The sequence below is a fragment of the Superficieibacter sp. HKU1 genome (assembly GCF_029319185.1).
In the GTDB taxonomy this organism is placed as follows: Bacteria; Pseudomonadota; Gammaproteobacteria; order Enterobacterales; family Enterobacteriaceae; genus Superficieibacter.
In genome coordinates, this window is the sequence record NZ_CP119754.1 from 3,710,154 (window position 1) to 3,726,317 (window position 16,164).

The window sequence follows — 16,164 nt, forward strand, 5'->3', positions numbered from 1 at the left end:
AATATCATGCTCCGTGAATCAAATGCCGAACTCGATCAACGTATTCGTGATGCTATCGCCCGCCATCTCTCGCCGCGCCAGCTTTCGCTGAGTCTGGCGGAGGCTGCCGCCCTGGCAAAATGTGCCCAGGATGTGGCTGAAGCGTGGGAGGTGCCTATTGTGTTTAGCCTTGTCGATGCGACAGGTCATCAGCGTTATTTTTTCAGCATGGACAATGCGTTACTCATCAGCCACACGCTCGCCGCGCAAAAAGCATGGACCGCCGTGGCCCTTAAAATGCCGACGCACGTCCTGGCGGCAGAAGTACAGCCGGGCTCCAGCCTGTACGGACTCCAGCACGAGGCGGGGCTTTGTTGCTTCGGCGGCGGCTTACCCTGCTGGTCTGAGGGGGTTCTGTTAGGCGGCATCGGTATCAGTGGCGGCAGCGTCGAGCAAGATATTGCTATCGCCAGTGCCACATTACAGCGCTTTAGTCAGCAGCACTTTTCCCTTACATCCTCTCATTAATGGCGCTTACTACGCGCTGAGGTCGTTATGTCGTTAGCATCACTGGTTCTGGTTATCAACTGCGGTTCATCTTCACTGAAATTTTCGGTGCTCTCTCCCGATGAAGATGCTCCTCTCCTTTCCGGTCTGGCCGAGAAGCTGGGACTGGCAGACGCCTGTATCACTTTTAAGAGCGGCGCGGATCACAAAACCACGCAGTCGCTGAGTGAGGCCAGCCATCATCAGGCGCTCAGGGCGTTATTCGCCAGGCTGGATGACATGGCGCTGCTGCCGCGCCTTTATGCCATCGGTCATCGGGTTGCCCATGGCGGCCGCGATTTTCAACAGTCGGTTCTCATTGATGCACAGGTTATCGCCCGCATCCGCGAACTGTCAGCCCTGGCTCCGCTGCATAATCCGGCAAACCTGATCGGCATAGATGCGGCTATGGCGCTGCTTCCCACCCTGCCGCAGGTGGCCGTCTTTGATACTGCCTTTCACCAGACGCTGTCGCCCGCCGCTTATACCTATGCGATCCCGCTGGAATATCAGCACAATCACCAGGTCAGGCGCTATGGTTTTCACGGTACCTCACACCGGTTTATCGCGGCAGAAGCGGTGAAACGTCTCGATCTCGATCCTGACGATCACGGTATTCTTATTGCGCACCTCGGCAATGGTTCATCCGTCTGCGCGGTGAAGAACGGTATCAGCGTAGATACTTCCATGGGCATGACGCCGCTGGAGGGACTGGTTATGGGAACGCGCTGCGGCGATCTCGATTTTGGCGCGGCAGCCTATATTGCCCGCTGTAGCGGACAATCTTTCGAGGCCGTCTATGAGATGGTGAATAACGAATCCGGGCTGCTGGGGATCTCCGGCCTTTCCAGTGACTGCCGCGCGCTACAGGAAGCACGACGTCAGGGCGATGAGCGCGCGGCGCTGGCCATTGAGGTGATGGTGCATCGTCTGGCCCGTCACCTGGGTGCTCATCTCGCCTCGCTACACCGCTTTGATGCGCTGATATTTACCGGCGGCATCGGAGAAAACTCTGCGCTGGTGCGGGAGTTAACCGCGCAAAAGCTGGCCATATTTGGTATTGCGCTGGACAGCAAAAAGAATGAATACCTGTATGGCGGTCGTGATGGTGTGATTTCCCTGCCCGGCTCTCCGCTTGTCGCGGTGATCCCTACCAATGAAGAAAAGATGATCGCCCAGGACGCCGCCGCCATCGCATCGACCCTGTGTGCTGCGGTTAGCGGATGATGCAGCAAAGAGGATTTTATTGTCCGCAAGAATAATGAAAAACAAGAAAATCTCTCTGGCGGGCAAAACATTTTGTCCATAACGCAATATTATCGTAGTGCATGAATTAATGATGTATATGAACTAAACCTTCACCGGTTATTTCATTACTTGCCTTTACTCTTACCTGGAAATATTGAGGTTGATATGCAACAAGAAGCATTAGGTATGGTTGAAACAAAAGGTCTGGTCTCCGCCATTGAAGCTGCAGATACCATGGTTAAATCCGCAAACGTCATGCTCGTCGGATACGAAAAAATCGGCTCTGGCCTGGTTACCGTCATGGTCCGTGGCGATGTTGGTGCGGTAAAGGCAGCAACCGATGCAGGCTCTGCCGCAGCCACTAAAGTCGGTGAACTGGTCTCCGTACATGTTATTCCACGCCCACATATCGAAGTGGAAAAAATCCTGCCGAAAGCTGTCAGTTAATAAAAACTGAGGATACTGACCATGAGAGATAATCTTGTTGAACAGATTATATCTGAAGTAATGAATAAGCAGACCGGCAGCACCACAAATAATAAAACCGCCGCCAGCATTACCGGTTGTGGTTTAACAGAATTTGTCGGCACCGCCCTCGGTCATACTATTGGGCTGGTGATTGCCAACGTCGATCATCAATTACATGAAGTGATGAATATCGACAAGAAATATCGCTCAATCGGTATTCTTGGTGCCCGTACGGGCGCTGGCCCGCATATTTTTGCCGCAGACGAAGCGATCAAAGCGACCAATAGCGAGATCCTCGCCATCGAGCTTGCCCGCGACACCGAAGGCGGCGGCGGACACGGATGTATGATCGTGTTCGGCGCTGCTGATGTCTCTGATGTTCGCCGTGCTATTGAAGTCGCCTTAGCGGAAATAGAACGGACAATGGGTGACGTCTACGGCTCACCGGCGGGGCATCTGGAGTTTCAGTACACCGCCCGCGCCAGCTATGCGCTGAACAAAGCTTTCGATGCCCCGCTGGGTAAAGCGTTCGGGATGACCTGCGCCTGTCCGGCCGCAATTGGTATCGTCGTTGCGGATGCGGCAGCGAAAGCCGCAGTGGTTGATCCGGTCGGCTATGCCAGTCCTGGTAAAGGTACCAGCTTCAGCAATGAAGTGATCTTTACCTTCGCAGGCGATTCCGGCGCGGTGCGCCAGGCCGTGATTGCGGCAAGAGAGGTCGGGTTGCAACTTCTGTCTACCTTAGATCCTGCGCCGATTAAATCGACGACCACGCCCTATATTTGAGGCGTGTTGCCCTGCGCCTGACGCGATGTGAAGTAAGGAATAAATTGCATGAACGACATTGAAATTACTCAGGCTGTCTCTCGCGTACTGAGTAAATACACGAAAACCACGCCAGAGACCGTCACCAGCAGCGCGTCGGCTCCGACAACTCCGCCCGACCGCGACAGTATTGAGGCGATTGTTGCCAGCGTGCTGGCCAGCCGTCAACACGGTGATGCCGGTACGTCATCGGATACGGGCGATGGCGCATTTGCCACGATGGACGAGGCGATTGCCGCTGCCAGACAGGCACAAATCCAGTACCGCCACTGCACCATGCAGGATCGGGCTAACTTTATTGACGGCATCCGCGCTGTTTTCCTGCAGGACGATGTATTGCAGACGATATCGCGCATGGCGGTAGACGAAACCGGAATGGGTAATTATGCCGATAAACTGGTGAAAAACCGGGTTGCCGCGCAAAAAACACCGGGAATTGAAGACCTGGCAACCTGTGCGCAGAGCGGCGATAACGGCCTGACGTTAACGGAATATTCAGCTTTTGGTGTGATCGGCTCCATTACGCCAACGACGAATCCGACGGAAACCATTATCAATAATTCCATCGGTATGCTGGCAGCAGGCAACACGGTCATTTTCAGTCCCCATCCGCGCTCGCGCAACGTTTCTCTGCACTGCGTAGCGCTGATCAATCAGCGGCTGGCACAGCTCGGTGCCCCGGCCAACCTGGTGGTCACGGTGAGCAAACCGTCGATCGAAAACACCACGGCGTTAATCAACGATCCTCGTGTTAATATGCTGGTTGCCACCGGCGGTCCGGCAATCGTCAAAACGGTGATGTCGTCAGGCAAAAAGGCCGTTGGCGCAGGGGCAGGTAATCCGCCCGCCGTGGTGGATGAAACGGCAAATATTGAGAAAGCGGCCAGAGATATTATTAACGGCTGTAGTTTTGACAATAACCTGCCGTGCGTCGCTGAAAAAGAGGTCATCGTCGTTAATGAAGTGGCGGATTATCTCATCCACTGCATGAAGAAAAGTGGCGCACTCTTGCTGTGCGACAAGCAGCATATCCAGCAATTACAGTCGCTGGTCCTGAACGAAAAAGGCACCGGGCCGAATACCGCTTTCGTCGGCAAAGATGCCCGCTACATCCTGCAGAAAATCGGTATTGATGCGCCGGAAGAGGTGAAAGTTATCCTGATCGAGACAGAACGCGATCATCCTTTCGTGGTGCATGAATTAATGATGCCGATTCTCCCGGTGGTTCGGGTTGAGAACGTCGATGAAGCCATCGATCTGGCGGTCAAAGTGGAGCATGGCAATCGCCACACCGCCATGATGCATTCAACCAACGTCGAAAAACTCACCCGCATGGCGCGCCTGATCCAGACCACTATTTTTGTCAAAAACGGTCCGTCCTATGCCGGGATTGGCGTTAGCGGCGAAGGACATGCCACGTTCACTATCGCCGGGCCGACCGGTGAAGGGCTCACCTCGGCACGCACCTTCGCCAGACACCGCCGCTGCGTCATGGTGGAAGCGTTAAATATTCGCTGACGTCAGCGGAACGGGTAACCAAAGATGAAAACACGCATTATCAATGCTCCAACCCCGGAAACGCTGGCCATGCTGAAACGGCGGATGCCTTCGGAGTCCCGTAACCGGCTGGACAGGTTTCGCATCGATGCCATCGGGTTGATTATGCTGCCCGTTCCCGATCTCTACTTTTTCGCCGATCGGGCCAGTAAAAGCGCCAACGTTGCGGTGTCGGAAATCTTTGGTAGCTGTCCGCAGCATATTACGACCCTGGCAATATTTGGTGAAGTCGCCGCAGTCAACGAAGCAATACGCATTATTGAGGATGACAGCAATATATTCTAAGAGTGTCTGTTAATAATCCAAAGTTGTAATAGCAGAGTTATTAATAGTTCAGCACCAGATCGTCTCGTCATTTTGCGAACGTATTCCGGCACTGCCGTCAGGTAAAAAATTCCGGCGTGATAAACGCATCACGCCAATATCATTTCGGGAGTTATTGTATGTTAGAGAAAGGCTTTAATAATCCGACTGAACGTGTTGTAAGACTGAAAAACATGATCCTGCATGCTAAACCCTACGTAGAATCTGAGCGTGCAGTGCTGGCAACCGAAGCATATAAAGAGAATGAACATCTTCCTGCCATTATGCGCCGGGCAAAAGTGGTCGAGAAAATATTCAATGAACTGCCGGTGACGATCCGCCCGGATGAATTGATTGTTGGCGCGGTCACTATTAATCCGCGCTCAACTGAAATTTGCCCGGAGTTCTCCTATGATTGGGTAGAAAAAGAATTTGAGACGATGGAACATCGTATCGCTGACCCCTTCATTATTCCGAAAAAAACCGCAGAAGACCTGCATCAGGCATTTAAATACTGGCCGGGAAAAACGACCAGCTCGCTGGCCGCGTCCTATATGTCTGAGGCGACCAAAGAGAGCATGGGTAATGGCGTATTTACCGTCGGTAACTATTTTTACGGCGGTGTGGGTCACGTTAGCGTCGATTACGGTAAGATACTGAAAATCGGCTTTCGTGGCATTATTGATGAAGTGACCCGCGCGCTGGAAAATCTGGACCGCAGCGCGCCGGACTACATCAAGAAAGAGCAGTTTTATCATGCGGTGATCCTCAGTTATCAGGCGGCGATTACCTTTGCCCACCGCTACGCTCAGGAGGCAACCCGTCTGGCACGCGAAGAACGCGATCCGACCCGTCAACGCGAGCTGGAGCAGATTGCGAAAAACTGTACCCGCGTGCCGGAAAACGGTGCCACTACCTTCTGGGAAGCCTGTCAGACCTTCTGGTTTATTCAGAGCATGCTGCAAATTGAATCCAGCGGCCATTCTATTTCCCCCGGACGCTTCGACCAGTATATGTATCCTTACCTGGCGGCAGACAACGCCATCAGCCAGGAGTTCGCGCAGGAACTGGTGGACTGCTGCTGGATCAAACTCAATGATATCAACAAAACGCGTGACGAAGTCTCTGCTCAGGCTTTCGCAGGCTACGCCGTGTTCCAGAACCTGTGTGTAGGCGGCCAGACAGAAGATGGTCGTGATGCCACCAACCCACTGACCTATATGTGCATGGAAGCGACGGCACATGTGCGTCTGCCTCAGCCCTCTTTCTCCATTCGTGTCTGGCAAGGCACGCCGGATGAGTTCCTGTTCCGCGCCTGTGAACTGGTACGTCTCGGCCTCGGCGTCCCGGCCATGTATAACGACGAAGTGATTATTCCGGCGCTCCAGAACCGGGGCGTCTCGCTGCGGGACGCACGCGACTACTGCATCATCGGTTGTGTCGAGCCGCAGGCTCCCCATCGTACTGAGGGATGGCACGATGCGGCATTCTTCAACGTGGCGAAGGTACTGGAAATCACGCTGAATAATGGACGCTCAGGCACGAAACAACTCGGCCCGGCCACCGGTGAACTGACGCAGTACGCCAGTCTCGATGACTTCTACCGCGCGTTTAAACAACAGATGGCGCACTTTGTTCATCAGCTGGTTGAAGCCTGTAACAGCGTGGATATCGCCCACGGAGAACGCTGTCCGCTGCCTTTCCTGTCTGCGATGGTGGATGATTGTATCGGACGCGGGAAATCACTTCAGGAAGGGGGCGCGATCTATAACTTTACCGGCCCGCAGGCGTTTGGCATCGCTGATACCGGCGACTCGGTTTATGCCATTCAGAAACAGGTTTTTGAAGACCGCAGATTGACGTTGCAGGAACTGAAAAGTGCGCTGGATGCCAACTTTGGCTATCCGACTGGAGGCAGCCCGCAGAGCGCCCCGGCGAAGTCTTCGCTGGGCGAGCAGGAAATTTATGCCATTGTGAAAGGGATTATTGAGCGTGATGGCTCGCTCGATCCGGCAACGATTAAAAACGAAGTCTACCGTCAGCTTTCCGGTACCAGCGCCGCACCGTCAGGCAAGCACTCACGTTTCGAAGAGATCCGCCATATTCTGGAGAATACGCCGTGTTTTGGTAACGATATCGATGAAGTGGATCTCGTCGCCCGCCAGTGTGCGCTGATTTACTGTCAGGAAGTGGAGAAATACACCAACCCACGTGGTGGACGCTTCCAGGCCGGGATCTATCCGGTTTCCGCAAACGTGCTGTTTGGCAAGGATGTCAGTGCGCTGCCGGATGGTCGTCTGGCGAAAGAGCCGTTGGCCGATGGCGTTTCGCCTCGCCAGGGTAAGGATACCCAGGGTCCGACGGCTGCCGCCAACTCGGTTGCCAAACTGGATCACTTTATCGCCTCTAATGGCACGCTATACAACCAGAAGTTCCTGCCGTCTTCACTGGCAGGTGAGAAAGGTCTGCATCACTTCGGCGGGCTGGTACGTAACTATTTCGACAAGAAAGGGATGCACGTTCAGTTCAACGTTATCGATCGCAACACGCTACTGGAAGCGCAGAAAAATCCGCAGCAGCACCAGGATCTGGTGGTGCGCGTGGCGGGTTACAGCGCTCAGTTTGTAGTGCTGGCGAAAGAAGTTCAGGACGACATTATCAGCCGTACCGAACAGCAGTTCTGATCAATCCTGCCCGGAGGCCATGGTTTTGCCATGGCCTTTTTTAAAGCCGATTTTCGGCGGCTGCCCTGATGTTGCTACGCCGCCTTTATGACGAGTGATGTTATGAATAGAGTCGAATACGATACGGAAGGCGTTTTATTCAACATTCAGCGCTATTCCCTGCACGACGGTCCCGGCATTCGCACGATCCCTTTTTTTAAAGGATGTCCTCTGGCCTGCAAATGGTGCAGTAATCCGGAGTCGCAGCGCCCACAGCCTGAATTACTTTTTAAAAAGAACGACTGTATTCGCTGTGGAAAATGTATTGAGGTCTGTCCTCAAAATGCCCTCTCCCCGTCCAGTCCGTCTTTTGTCGATCGTGAACGTTGTGTGCAATGTGGTGAATGCACAAAGGTCTGCCCGACGCAGGCACTGGAAATGAAAGGCAAGCGCATGACCGTTAATGAGGTTATTCGTGAACTGCAAAAAGAGGAGAGTCTGTTTCGCCGATCCGGTGGTGGCGTTACGCTATCCGGCGGAGAGCCGCTTGCGCAGCCTGAATTTGCCCGTGAATTGCTGAAAGCCTGTAAAGCAAAAGGCTGGCATACCGCCATTGAAACGACCGGATTGACCACCAAAGAGGTGGTAGAGGATGTTTTTCCGTGGATAGACCTGGCGTTAACGGATATCAAAGCGATTAACCCTGCGGTTCATCAACACAATACTGGCGTCAATAACAGCCAGATCCTGGAAAACCTTCTGCGCATCTCCTTTATTACCAAAGTCATTGTCCGCATTCCGCTGGTGCCGGGCGTTAACGATAATGAAGAAGAAATACGCAGCATCGCAGAGTTTGCCAAATTAATGTCTGGCGTCGATACCATTCATTTACTGCCTTATCATACATTTGGCGAAAATAAATATACGCTGTTAGGCAGAATTTATCCGATGGGCGACACGCCGTCATTAGCTGAACATAATGTTGAACGTCTGAAAAAGCTTATTGAATCGATGGGTTTTCACTGCCACATTGGCGGCTAAGAATCTCCCGGAATAATATTATTCCGGGCAAAAATAAAAAAACATACATCTATTAAAAGCCCTCCTGAATCTTACTTACCCTATATATTAACGAGGTTATTATTAATGAATGCTTTAGATATTTTAATTGCCTTTGGCGGCGGCATTTTTGGCGCAGCTATTGGCGCACTGGCGGCATTTGAATTTGTCGGATTACTGGTTATTGCCATGACCATCGCACAAATTACCACTGGCACAGCAACCCATTTCATCGACTTTCCTTTTGGGATGTTTGGTCCGCATACCGGAGGCTTCGCCGCCGGGGTCGCCGCGACCGCCTGGGCCGCGAAGCGGGGAAAACTGGCTTCAGGACGCGATATTACTGCCGGTCTTAGCGGACTGGGCGCGTATGACGTCCTGCTGGTCGGCGGTATTTTTGGCGCGCTGGGCTACGTTATTGCATGGGGACTGAATCAGTTTGCCCTCCCCTCGGGCAGCGCATGGACCGATACCGTCGCATTAACGGTCGTGATTTCTGGAATAATTACGCGTCTGGTATTCGGCAAAACGGGTCTGATGGGCAAACCCGATGCCGGTATTCGCCGCTGCTATCCCCCGCAGGATAAATGCTGGATGCCCTATCACAGCCGTATTCCTCAGCTGTCGGTGCTCGGTCTGGGAATGGGCTTGCTGGCCGGCTATCTGGGAATAAAATTTGGCGCGAACGGTGCATTACTGGCTTTCGGGATTTCCGCAACGTCGCTAATCTTTCTGCACTTTAATACTCAGGTTCCGGTCTCTCATCACATCGCGCTACCGGCAGCGCTCGCTGCCGTTGCCTCGCACAGTGTGCTATGGGCTGCGCTGACAGGTATTATCTGCGCTCTGATGGGAGAGCTGGTGTCGCGCCTGTTTCTGATCCACGGCGATACGCATATCGATCCTCCGGCAATGACTATTGCCCTGATGACCAGCGTGATTAATATTCTCGCCATGATCGGTTTCTTCGCCATGGTGCCGCTGTTCTGATGCCCGGGCCAGTGGCTATCCCACTGGCTTTCTGGCCAACCGCAAAAAAAACCGCCCTCGGGCGGTGTCCTGAAAGCGTCGATTTAGCGCCGCGTATTCTTGACTCGCGGGCGCGCAGGCTGACTTTCTTTTTTGCCGTTATCCTCGTTAACGTTGGCGGTTATCTCTTCTTCAGCAGCAGAAATATGTTCTTGTTTTGTATCAGTCATTTCTGCACAGGAAGAGGATCCCTCCGTTGCGTCCAGATTCCATACCGGAATGGTGTGTTGATGACCGTCAGACGCGACGGTGGAGTCCTGTGATTCCAGGCCGCAGGTTTCATCTGATTCCAGCATGTTTTGAATACCCGCTGCCGTGCGGGCGATGACTTTCCACGCAAACACGCTACCGATTTTACTGGCAGAGGCGACACCCGCCGCGACGGCTGCATTAATCGCCCCCACTTCGCCTGTGAGCTTTACGGTAACTAATCCGCCGCCTTTACTTAATTCATATCCCATCAACTCAACATTGGCGGATTTCATGGCGGCATCAGCCGCTTCTACCGCCACCGCCAGACCGACGGTTTCAATTAAGCCTAAACTCTGCCCGGACATACTTTTCTCCTGTGATACCTTAAACATAATTGGTGAGATGACGAATGCGATGGCCGCCCGCCGCATCCAGTAACAGCGGCGCTTTATCAATGCGTTCCCAGGGGAAAATATCGCGACCAAAATGGCCATAACAGGCCGTCTGCCGATAGCGTGGTGCCAGCAAATCAAGCTGTTTGATAATGCCGTAGACGCTCAAATCAAAATGGCGTAGCACCAGCGCAACCAGCTGTTGTTGATCGAGCCGGGCAGTACCGAACGTATTGATACGAAGTGATACGGGTGTCGTAACGCCGATCGCCCAGGCGAGCTGTACTTCACAGCGCGCCGCAAGCCCGGCAGCAACAATATTTTTTGCCACATAGCGTGCCGCGTAGGCCGCAGAACGATCGACTTTAGAGGGATCTTTTCCGGAGAAAGCACCGCCGCCATGACAGGCCGCGCCGCCGTAAGTGTCGACAATAATCTTGCGCCCGGTCAGACCACAATCCGCCGCGGGTCCACCGTGAACGAACGGCCCGGCAGGATTAATCAAAAAGCGTGTGGCACCCGTCAGCCAGCGCGCGGGAAGCACGGGCTTAACGATCTCCTCAATAACGGCTTCGCGTAGCTGCGCAAGCGCAATATCAGGACGATGCTGCGTGGACACCACCACGGTATCCACGTCAAGGATCTGGCCCTCATGATAACGCAACGTAAGCTGGCTCTTGGCATCCGGCAACAGCCAGCTAAGGCGGCCGGTTTTACGCAAGAGCGCCTGGCGCTCCATCAACCGGTGGGCATACAACAACGCCGCAGGCATCAGTTGGGGTGTTTCATTGCAGGCATAGCCAAAGGTGATCCCCTGATCGCCCGCGCCAATAAGCTCAGGATCGCGCGCGTGAATGCCGCTGGCGATATCCGGTGATTGTTTGCCGAGCATGCTGATAACGGCACAGGTCGAGGCATCGAATCCTTTTGCGCAGTGGTCATAACCGATGGATTTAACGGTGGCACGGATCACGCTTTCTATATCAATATTCACGTCTGACGAGATTTCTCCTGCCACGACGACGGCGCCCGTTTTGAGTAAACATTCACACGCTACTTTGGCCGTGGGATCTTTTAACAGATACGCATCCAGAATGGCGTCTGAAATCTGATCGGCCATTTTATCTGGATGCCCTTCGGCAACGGATTCGGAGGTAAAAAGAAAATCTTCCACGGCTGGGCCACTGTATTAAGAGAGTATTTCATCTTAGCGGCCCCACCTTAGCGTGGGAGGACACAATCTTGCCGGTATAGCGGATTTTCTTGCGCGGCGACAGAAAGTAGTGCAAAAAAGTTCTTACTGGCTTAACAGGCTTCACCGGAAACAGCCCGGCGATAGTCTGACGGCGCGATCCCGGTCTCTTTTTTGAAAATACGACAAAAGTAATTCGCATCCTGCCAGGAGAGTTCGAGCGCAATGGTGTTGACCTTCAAATCACTAAATTGCAGCAACGACTTTGCGAGCATAATTTTGCGCATTGTAATATAGTTAGAAAACCCTGCGCCGGTGCTCTTTTTAAATGCCCGACTTAAATAGCAGGGACTGACAAATGCTTTAGCCGCGATATCATCAAGTGTAATGTTATTGAGAATACTTCTCTCAATATGAAACTTCGCGCGGGCAACAAAATCCATATTGCTATTAACGCTTTTAAATAGTAAATCGAAAATAGTTCCACTGACATCAAGAAGCTGATTCATTAGCTGCCAGTAATGTTGAGTTGTCACTCCCTGATGATGAATAGTTTGCGCAATACCAGTAAGTTTATTGCGGCATTGTACGAATTTTTCACCCAGACTGGCGAGATGTTGCTGAGTTAACTCCAGGATATTGATGATTGTTTTTGATTGCTCATCACCGAGCGCACGACCAGACCAGGCGGCATCCAGAATACTGAATAAAAACGTGTGCCAGCCAGGATAATCACAGTGGTTAATCAGGTCACTGATATTTTGTCTTAATGCACGTGTCTCCGATGCCCTGGCCTCATCTATCTGAAGCGTTTTCAGTATGGTCTCAGTCAGCGTACTTTGCTTAACCGGTTTTAACAAATAATCATCAACCTTAAGGCTGAGCATATTTCGCACAATGTCAAAATCATCATTTGCCGTCGTCACGATGACTTTGGTATCGGTATTCTTCTGTTTGAGATACTCAATAACCTGATTACCGTTTGGCAGTGGGATATTAATATCCACAAACATCATGTCTATCTTGCTCATGTTATCTATGAGTTGGATAGCCTTATTCCCCGTTGAGGCTTCATGAATAATCGCGTTGTCAACGCACCGGGAAACAATCCGTTTCAACGACTCCAGTTCAATCGACTCATCTTCCACAATAACAATATTATACATTCTTACGCTCCGGTCTCAGGCGGGTAACAGAGGAAATCGCATTTTTATCGTTGTGCCCAGCGCTGGCTTATGCGGACTGGTAATTTGCAGACCATAGCTTTCACCAAAAAGAAGCTGCAGGCGGTTTTTAATATTATGAATACCAATCCCTCCTTTCTGTCGGTTCTGATTGCCCGAGAGGATATGCTGTATACCTTCTGCAGATATACCATCACCGTTATCAATAACCTCTATAATAACATCCTTACCATCGTCAGTCGCACGCAGCATAATCTGGCTTTTGGTTTCCCGCGGCTCCACGACATAGTTAAAGAAATTCTCCATTAGCGGCTGGAGGATCAAAAAAGGACAAATGACATTATTATATTTCTCAGGAATCTGGCAGATATAATCGAAGCGGTCATTCATTCTGACTTTTTGGATAGCCATATAGCAATTAACGTAGTTCATTTCCTGACCAAGGGTGATTAAACCATTATTATTTTTGCGCAATAAATAACGCATCATGTCAGAAAAATCATGCACCATGGTTTCCGTCCGGCTGGCATCTTCGAGAAAGGCCAGACGACCAATCGTATTCAGAACGTTAAACAGAAAGTGCGGGCTGATTTGATAAGATAATGCTTTAAATTCCGCCTCATGTAATGAGCGCTCAATCTCAACGCGTTTACGTAGTTCATGGGTTAATTCCAGATCTTTTTGCCGCAGTTCACGCTGAATATTATTGGTATGCGCCTGCTCAACGAGGTAGGAGGCCACATGAAGCAGCGTTGTCGCTGTTGATTCAAATCGCTCATAAGGCATTCGCTGCGACTGGTGATGTAAATCGGTAAGCCACGGGTTTTCCTGCCACAACCGATTGTTATCCAGGATATAAGGAATTGATTGTTCTTTTTCTTCTTCGACTTTTACCTGCCCTGAAATAAATGCGCCAAGGTAATGATCGTTAATCATGATAGGGACAGCAAATTCAACGAAACCACAGTAGCAGCGATAAACCACGGGTTTCCCTGCCTTCATGGCCGCCTCTCCCCCGGCACTGTCACTGTCGTAACAATGGCGCGCCAGTGACGTATTCATTCTGGAGCGGGCACAAAAATCTGAAAATCCACTCGGACGGGTGACCGGTACGCCTTCCTGATCGACAACCACCAGCGCAATCATCATTGATTTACTGAAATTATCCTGCAGGGTTTGCAGACGATCGACATCAAGAAACTCATGCAATTTATAGTTTGTATTCATGATGCCCACCTTTTCGCCAACCATGTAAAAAATGATACCCGACCTGATAAGGGAAATTTATGAAACTGCTCACAAAGCCAAATTTAATTGTTATTATTTTGTAAATGCCAATCATCATATGTTTTATATTTGTTTAAAAAAACATAACAAAAATAGCACTGGCGTCTTGTCGTTATGCATGCAGAATTAAAAGGTGTGATTTTTATCTCCCACTTTATTTGGCTATTATTTTTAACCTGGTTAACATATTAATATTAAGTCTGGTTATTATTTGCCGCCTTTGTAAGGGCGGTTATTATTTATCATTAACGTTGTGGAAGCCTGTTCACTTCAGCATGTCGGGCAACTTGTCAAAAACTGCTATGGCGCTTGTTCAATTAACGTACACTGTACTAAGCTCTTTCTCATATGAAAAAGAATAAGTACAAACAATCGTTAAGGCCTATTGGCGACCACGGGATTATTGGTGATTTACGCACCTGCGCGTTAATCACTTCCGACGGCGCTATCGACTTCCTTTGCTGGCCTAATCTGGACAGCCCCTCTCTATTTGTCTCGTTGCTGGATGACGAACGGGCGGGCGTTTTCACGCTATCGCCGGACGGCGACCAGTGGCGATCTCTTCAGTCTTATCTGCCTGACAGCAACGTGCTGCAGACGCGATGGCTTACCGAAGGCGCTATCGTCGAATTAACCGACTTTATGCCGATCAGAGAGAGTCACGATGCACTGCCCTGCATCATTCGCCGTCTGCGGGTCGATCAGGGAGAAGCCAGCATCACCCTGCGCTGTCGGGTGAACTTCGACTATGCCAGACATGCCCCCTCTCCACAGGTTAACAAGACATTCGTGGTCTGGCAGGGTGAGAACGACGACAAAATCACCCTGAAAACCTCCGTCCCGCTAGAAGAAAAAGAAGGCTTCCTGCACAGCACGTTTACCCTGCGTGCGGGCGAAGAGGCGTTTTTCATTCTCGGCGGAGACGAAGTGAAGCGCTGGAAAAAACAGGATGTCATACAGCGTCAGCAGGAGACGCTGGCCTACTGGCAGCAGTGGGTGGATAAAAATAAATACAAAGGGCGCTGGCATGAAATCCTCATCCGCTCGGCGCTGGTGCTTAAATTGCTCAGTTCAAAAGCACAGGGTTCCATTGCCGCGGCGGCTACGTTCGGTCTGCCTGAACTGCTCGGCGGGGAACGTAACTGGGATTATCGCGCCGCGTGGATCCGTGACTCTTCCTTTAGCTGCTATGCCCTGATCCGGCTGGGTTATGTCGATGAGGCCGCCGACTTTGGCCGCTGGGTGGGTCGCTGTATGGAAGCCAGCCGGTTCGATCCTGAAAAATTACAGGTGATGTATCGTATGGACTGTAGCACCGAGCTTAATGAGGAAGAACTTTCTCATTTGAAAGGCTACTGTGCGTCGGTGCCGGTCCGTATCGGTAATGATGCGTATAAACAGCGGCAGCTGGATATTTATGGCGAGCTGCTGGATACCCTCTACCTGGCGACCAAATATGGCGATGGTATTCCCCACCGGGCGTGGGAGCACGTCATCAAACTGGTCGATCATGTCTGCGATATCTGGCATACCGCCGATGCCGGGATTTGGGAGATGCGCGGTGAAGCCGAGCATTTTCTCTACTCACGGCTGATGTGCTGGGTGGCCCTGGACCGCGCGCTGCGCCTTGGGGCAAAGCGATCGCTCTCGATGCCGTATCAGCGCTGGGAAAGCGCGCGCCAGGCCATCCGGGAAGATATCTGGGAAAATTTCTGGAACGAGAAACTGGGCCATTTTACCTCCACCCGCCACGGCACCGATCTGGACGCCTCAATGCTCCTGATGCCGCTACTGCGTTTCGTCAGCGCCAAAGATCCCGACTGGCTTGCCACCCTCGACGCGATTAAACGCAAGCTGGTGCGCGATGGCATGGTGCGTCGCTATATTGCCAGTGAGACGCCTGCGGATTCCCTCCACGGCGAGGAAGGCTATTTTGTTGCCTGCTCATTCTGGTATATCGAGTGTCTTGCCAGGGCGGACAGGCTGGGGGAGGCGCGGGAAGAGTTCGAAAAAGCGCTCAAATATGCCAACCACCTCGGGCTGTATGCGGAAGAATTTGATGCATGGGGACATGCGCTGGGCAATTTTCCACAGGCATTATCTCATCTGGCGCTGATCAGCGCGGCGTATTACCTGAATAAAAAGCTGTCCGGAAAGGAGCAGTTATGGCAGCCGTAAGTAACGGCCTCACCACCAGGATTAATCCTAAAACCCTGCGCTTTGTAATGTAAATTTTGGTA

13 protein-coding genes and 1 pseudogene are annotated in these 16,164 nt (G+C 51.7%); 10 read left to right on the forward strand and 4 right to left on the reverse strand.

The genetic code is table 11. The annotated features are described in order from the left end of the window. Positions 1–6: 6 nt before the first annotated feature. The 9 genes from P0H77_RS17575 to P0H77_RS17615 all read left to right on the forward strand — a co-directional run bounded on the left by P0H77_RS17575 (position 7) and on the right by P0H77_RS17615 (position 9,638). The gene (locus P0H77_RS17575; RefSeq protein ID WP_276158573.1) at positions 7–507 is read left to right on the forward strand and encodes a heme-binding protein; all 501 of its coding nucleotides are present in this window, start codon (positions 7–9) and stop codon (positions 505–507) included. Positions 508–534: 27 nt separating this feature from the next. Further along, positions 535–1,752, forward strand: coding sequence for a propionate kinase (tdcD, locus tag P0H77_RS17580; protein WP_276158574.1), 1,218 nt, complete (start codon positions 535–537; stop codon positions 1,750–1,752). Positions 1,753–1,938: 186 nt separating this feature from the next. Further along, positions 1,939–2,220: a propanediol utilization system shell hexameric protein GrpH gene (gene grpH / locus P0H77_RS17585; protein WP_103675147.1), complete on the forward strand. Its 282-nt coding sequence runs from the start codon at positions 1,939–1,941 to the stop codon at positions 2,218–2,220. Between the two features lie 21 nt (positions 2,221–2,241). Next, positions 2,242–3,027, forward strand: coding sequence for a propanediol utilization microcompartment protein PduB (pduB, locus tag P0H77_RS17590; RefSeq protein ID WP_276158575.1), 786 nt, complete (start codon positions 2,242–2,244; stop codon positions 3,025–3,027). 48 nt (positions 3,028–3,075) lie between these two features. After that, positions 3,076–4,584, forward strand: coding sequence for an aldehyde dehydrogenase family protein (locus P0H77_RS17595; RefSeq protein ID WP_276158576.1), 1,509 nt, complete (start codon positions 3,076–3,078; stop codon positions 4,582–4,584). A gap of 24 nt (positions 4,585–4,608) precedes the next feature. Then, positions 4,609–4,908, forward strand: a complete 300-nt coding sequence (locus P0H77_RS17600) for a BMC domain-containing protein (protein WP_276158577.1) — start codon at positions 4,609–4,611, stop codon at positions 4,906–4,908. Between the two features lie 158 nt (positions 4,909–5,066). Further along, a complete protein-coding gene (gene grpM / locus P0H77_RS17605; RefSeq protein WP_276158578.1) occupies positions 5,067–7,610 on the forward strand; it encodes a glycyl radical diol dehydratase GrpM in 2,544 nt (847 codons plus the stop codon). A gap of 102 nt (positions 7,611–7,712) precedes the next feature. Next, positions 7,713–8,630, forward strand: a complete 918-nt coding sequence (locus P0H77_RS17610; protein WP_276158579.1) for a glycyl-radical enzyme activating protein — start codon at positions 7,713–7,715, stop codon at positions 8,628–8,630. A 105-nt stretch (positions 8,631–8,735) separates the two neighbouring features. Next, complete coding sequence (locus P0H77_RS17615) at positions 8,736–9,638, forward strand: permease (RefSeq protein ID WP_276158580.1); 903 nt, start codon at positions 8,736–8,738, stop codon at positions 9,636–9,638. Between the two features lie 356 nt (positions 9,639–9,994). Here P0H77_RS17615 and P0H77_RS23205 read toward each other — a convergent pair. The 4 genes and pseudogenes from P0H77_RS23205 to P0H77_RS17635 all read right to left on the reverse strand — a co-directional run. Beyond that, positions 9,995–10,234 (reverse strand): annotated as a pseudogene (locus P0H77_RS23205) (BMC domain-containing protein); the annotation flags it as partial. A 19-nt stretch (positions 10,235–10,253) separates the two neighbouring features. Next, positions 10,254–11,435, reverse strand: a complete 1,182-nt coding sequence (metK, locus tag P0H77_RS17625) for a methionine adenosyltransferase (RefSeq protein ID WP_276158582.1) — start codon at positions 11,433–11,435, stop codon at positions 10,254–10,256. A gap of 131 nt (positions 11,436–11,566) precedes the next feature. Then, complete coding sequence (locus tag P0H77_RS17630; RefSeq protein WP_276158583.1) at positions 11,567–12,619, reverse strand: response regulator; 1,053 nt, start codon at positions 12,617–12,619, stop codon at positions 11,567–11,569. A gap of 15 nt (positions 12,620–12,634) precedes the next feature. Next, a complete protein-coding gene (locus P0H77_RS17635) occupies positions 12,635–13,864 on the reverse strand; it encodes a PocR ligand-binding domain-containing protein (RefSeq protein ID WP_276158584.1) in 1,230 nt (409 codons plus the stop codon). A gap of 408 nt (positions 13,865–14,272) precedes the next feature. On the opposite strand from P0H77_RS17635, the gene P0H77_RS17640 reads away from it, so the two are divergent. Beyond that, on the forward strand, positions 14,273–16,102 hold the full coding sequence (locus tag P0H77_RS17640) for a glycoside hydrolase family 15 protein (protein ID WP_276158585.1): 1,830 nt from the start codon (positions 14,273–14,275) through the stop codon (positions 16,100–16,102). Positions 16,103–16,164 lie beyond the last annotated feature (62 nt).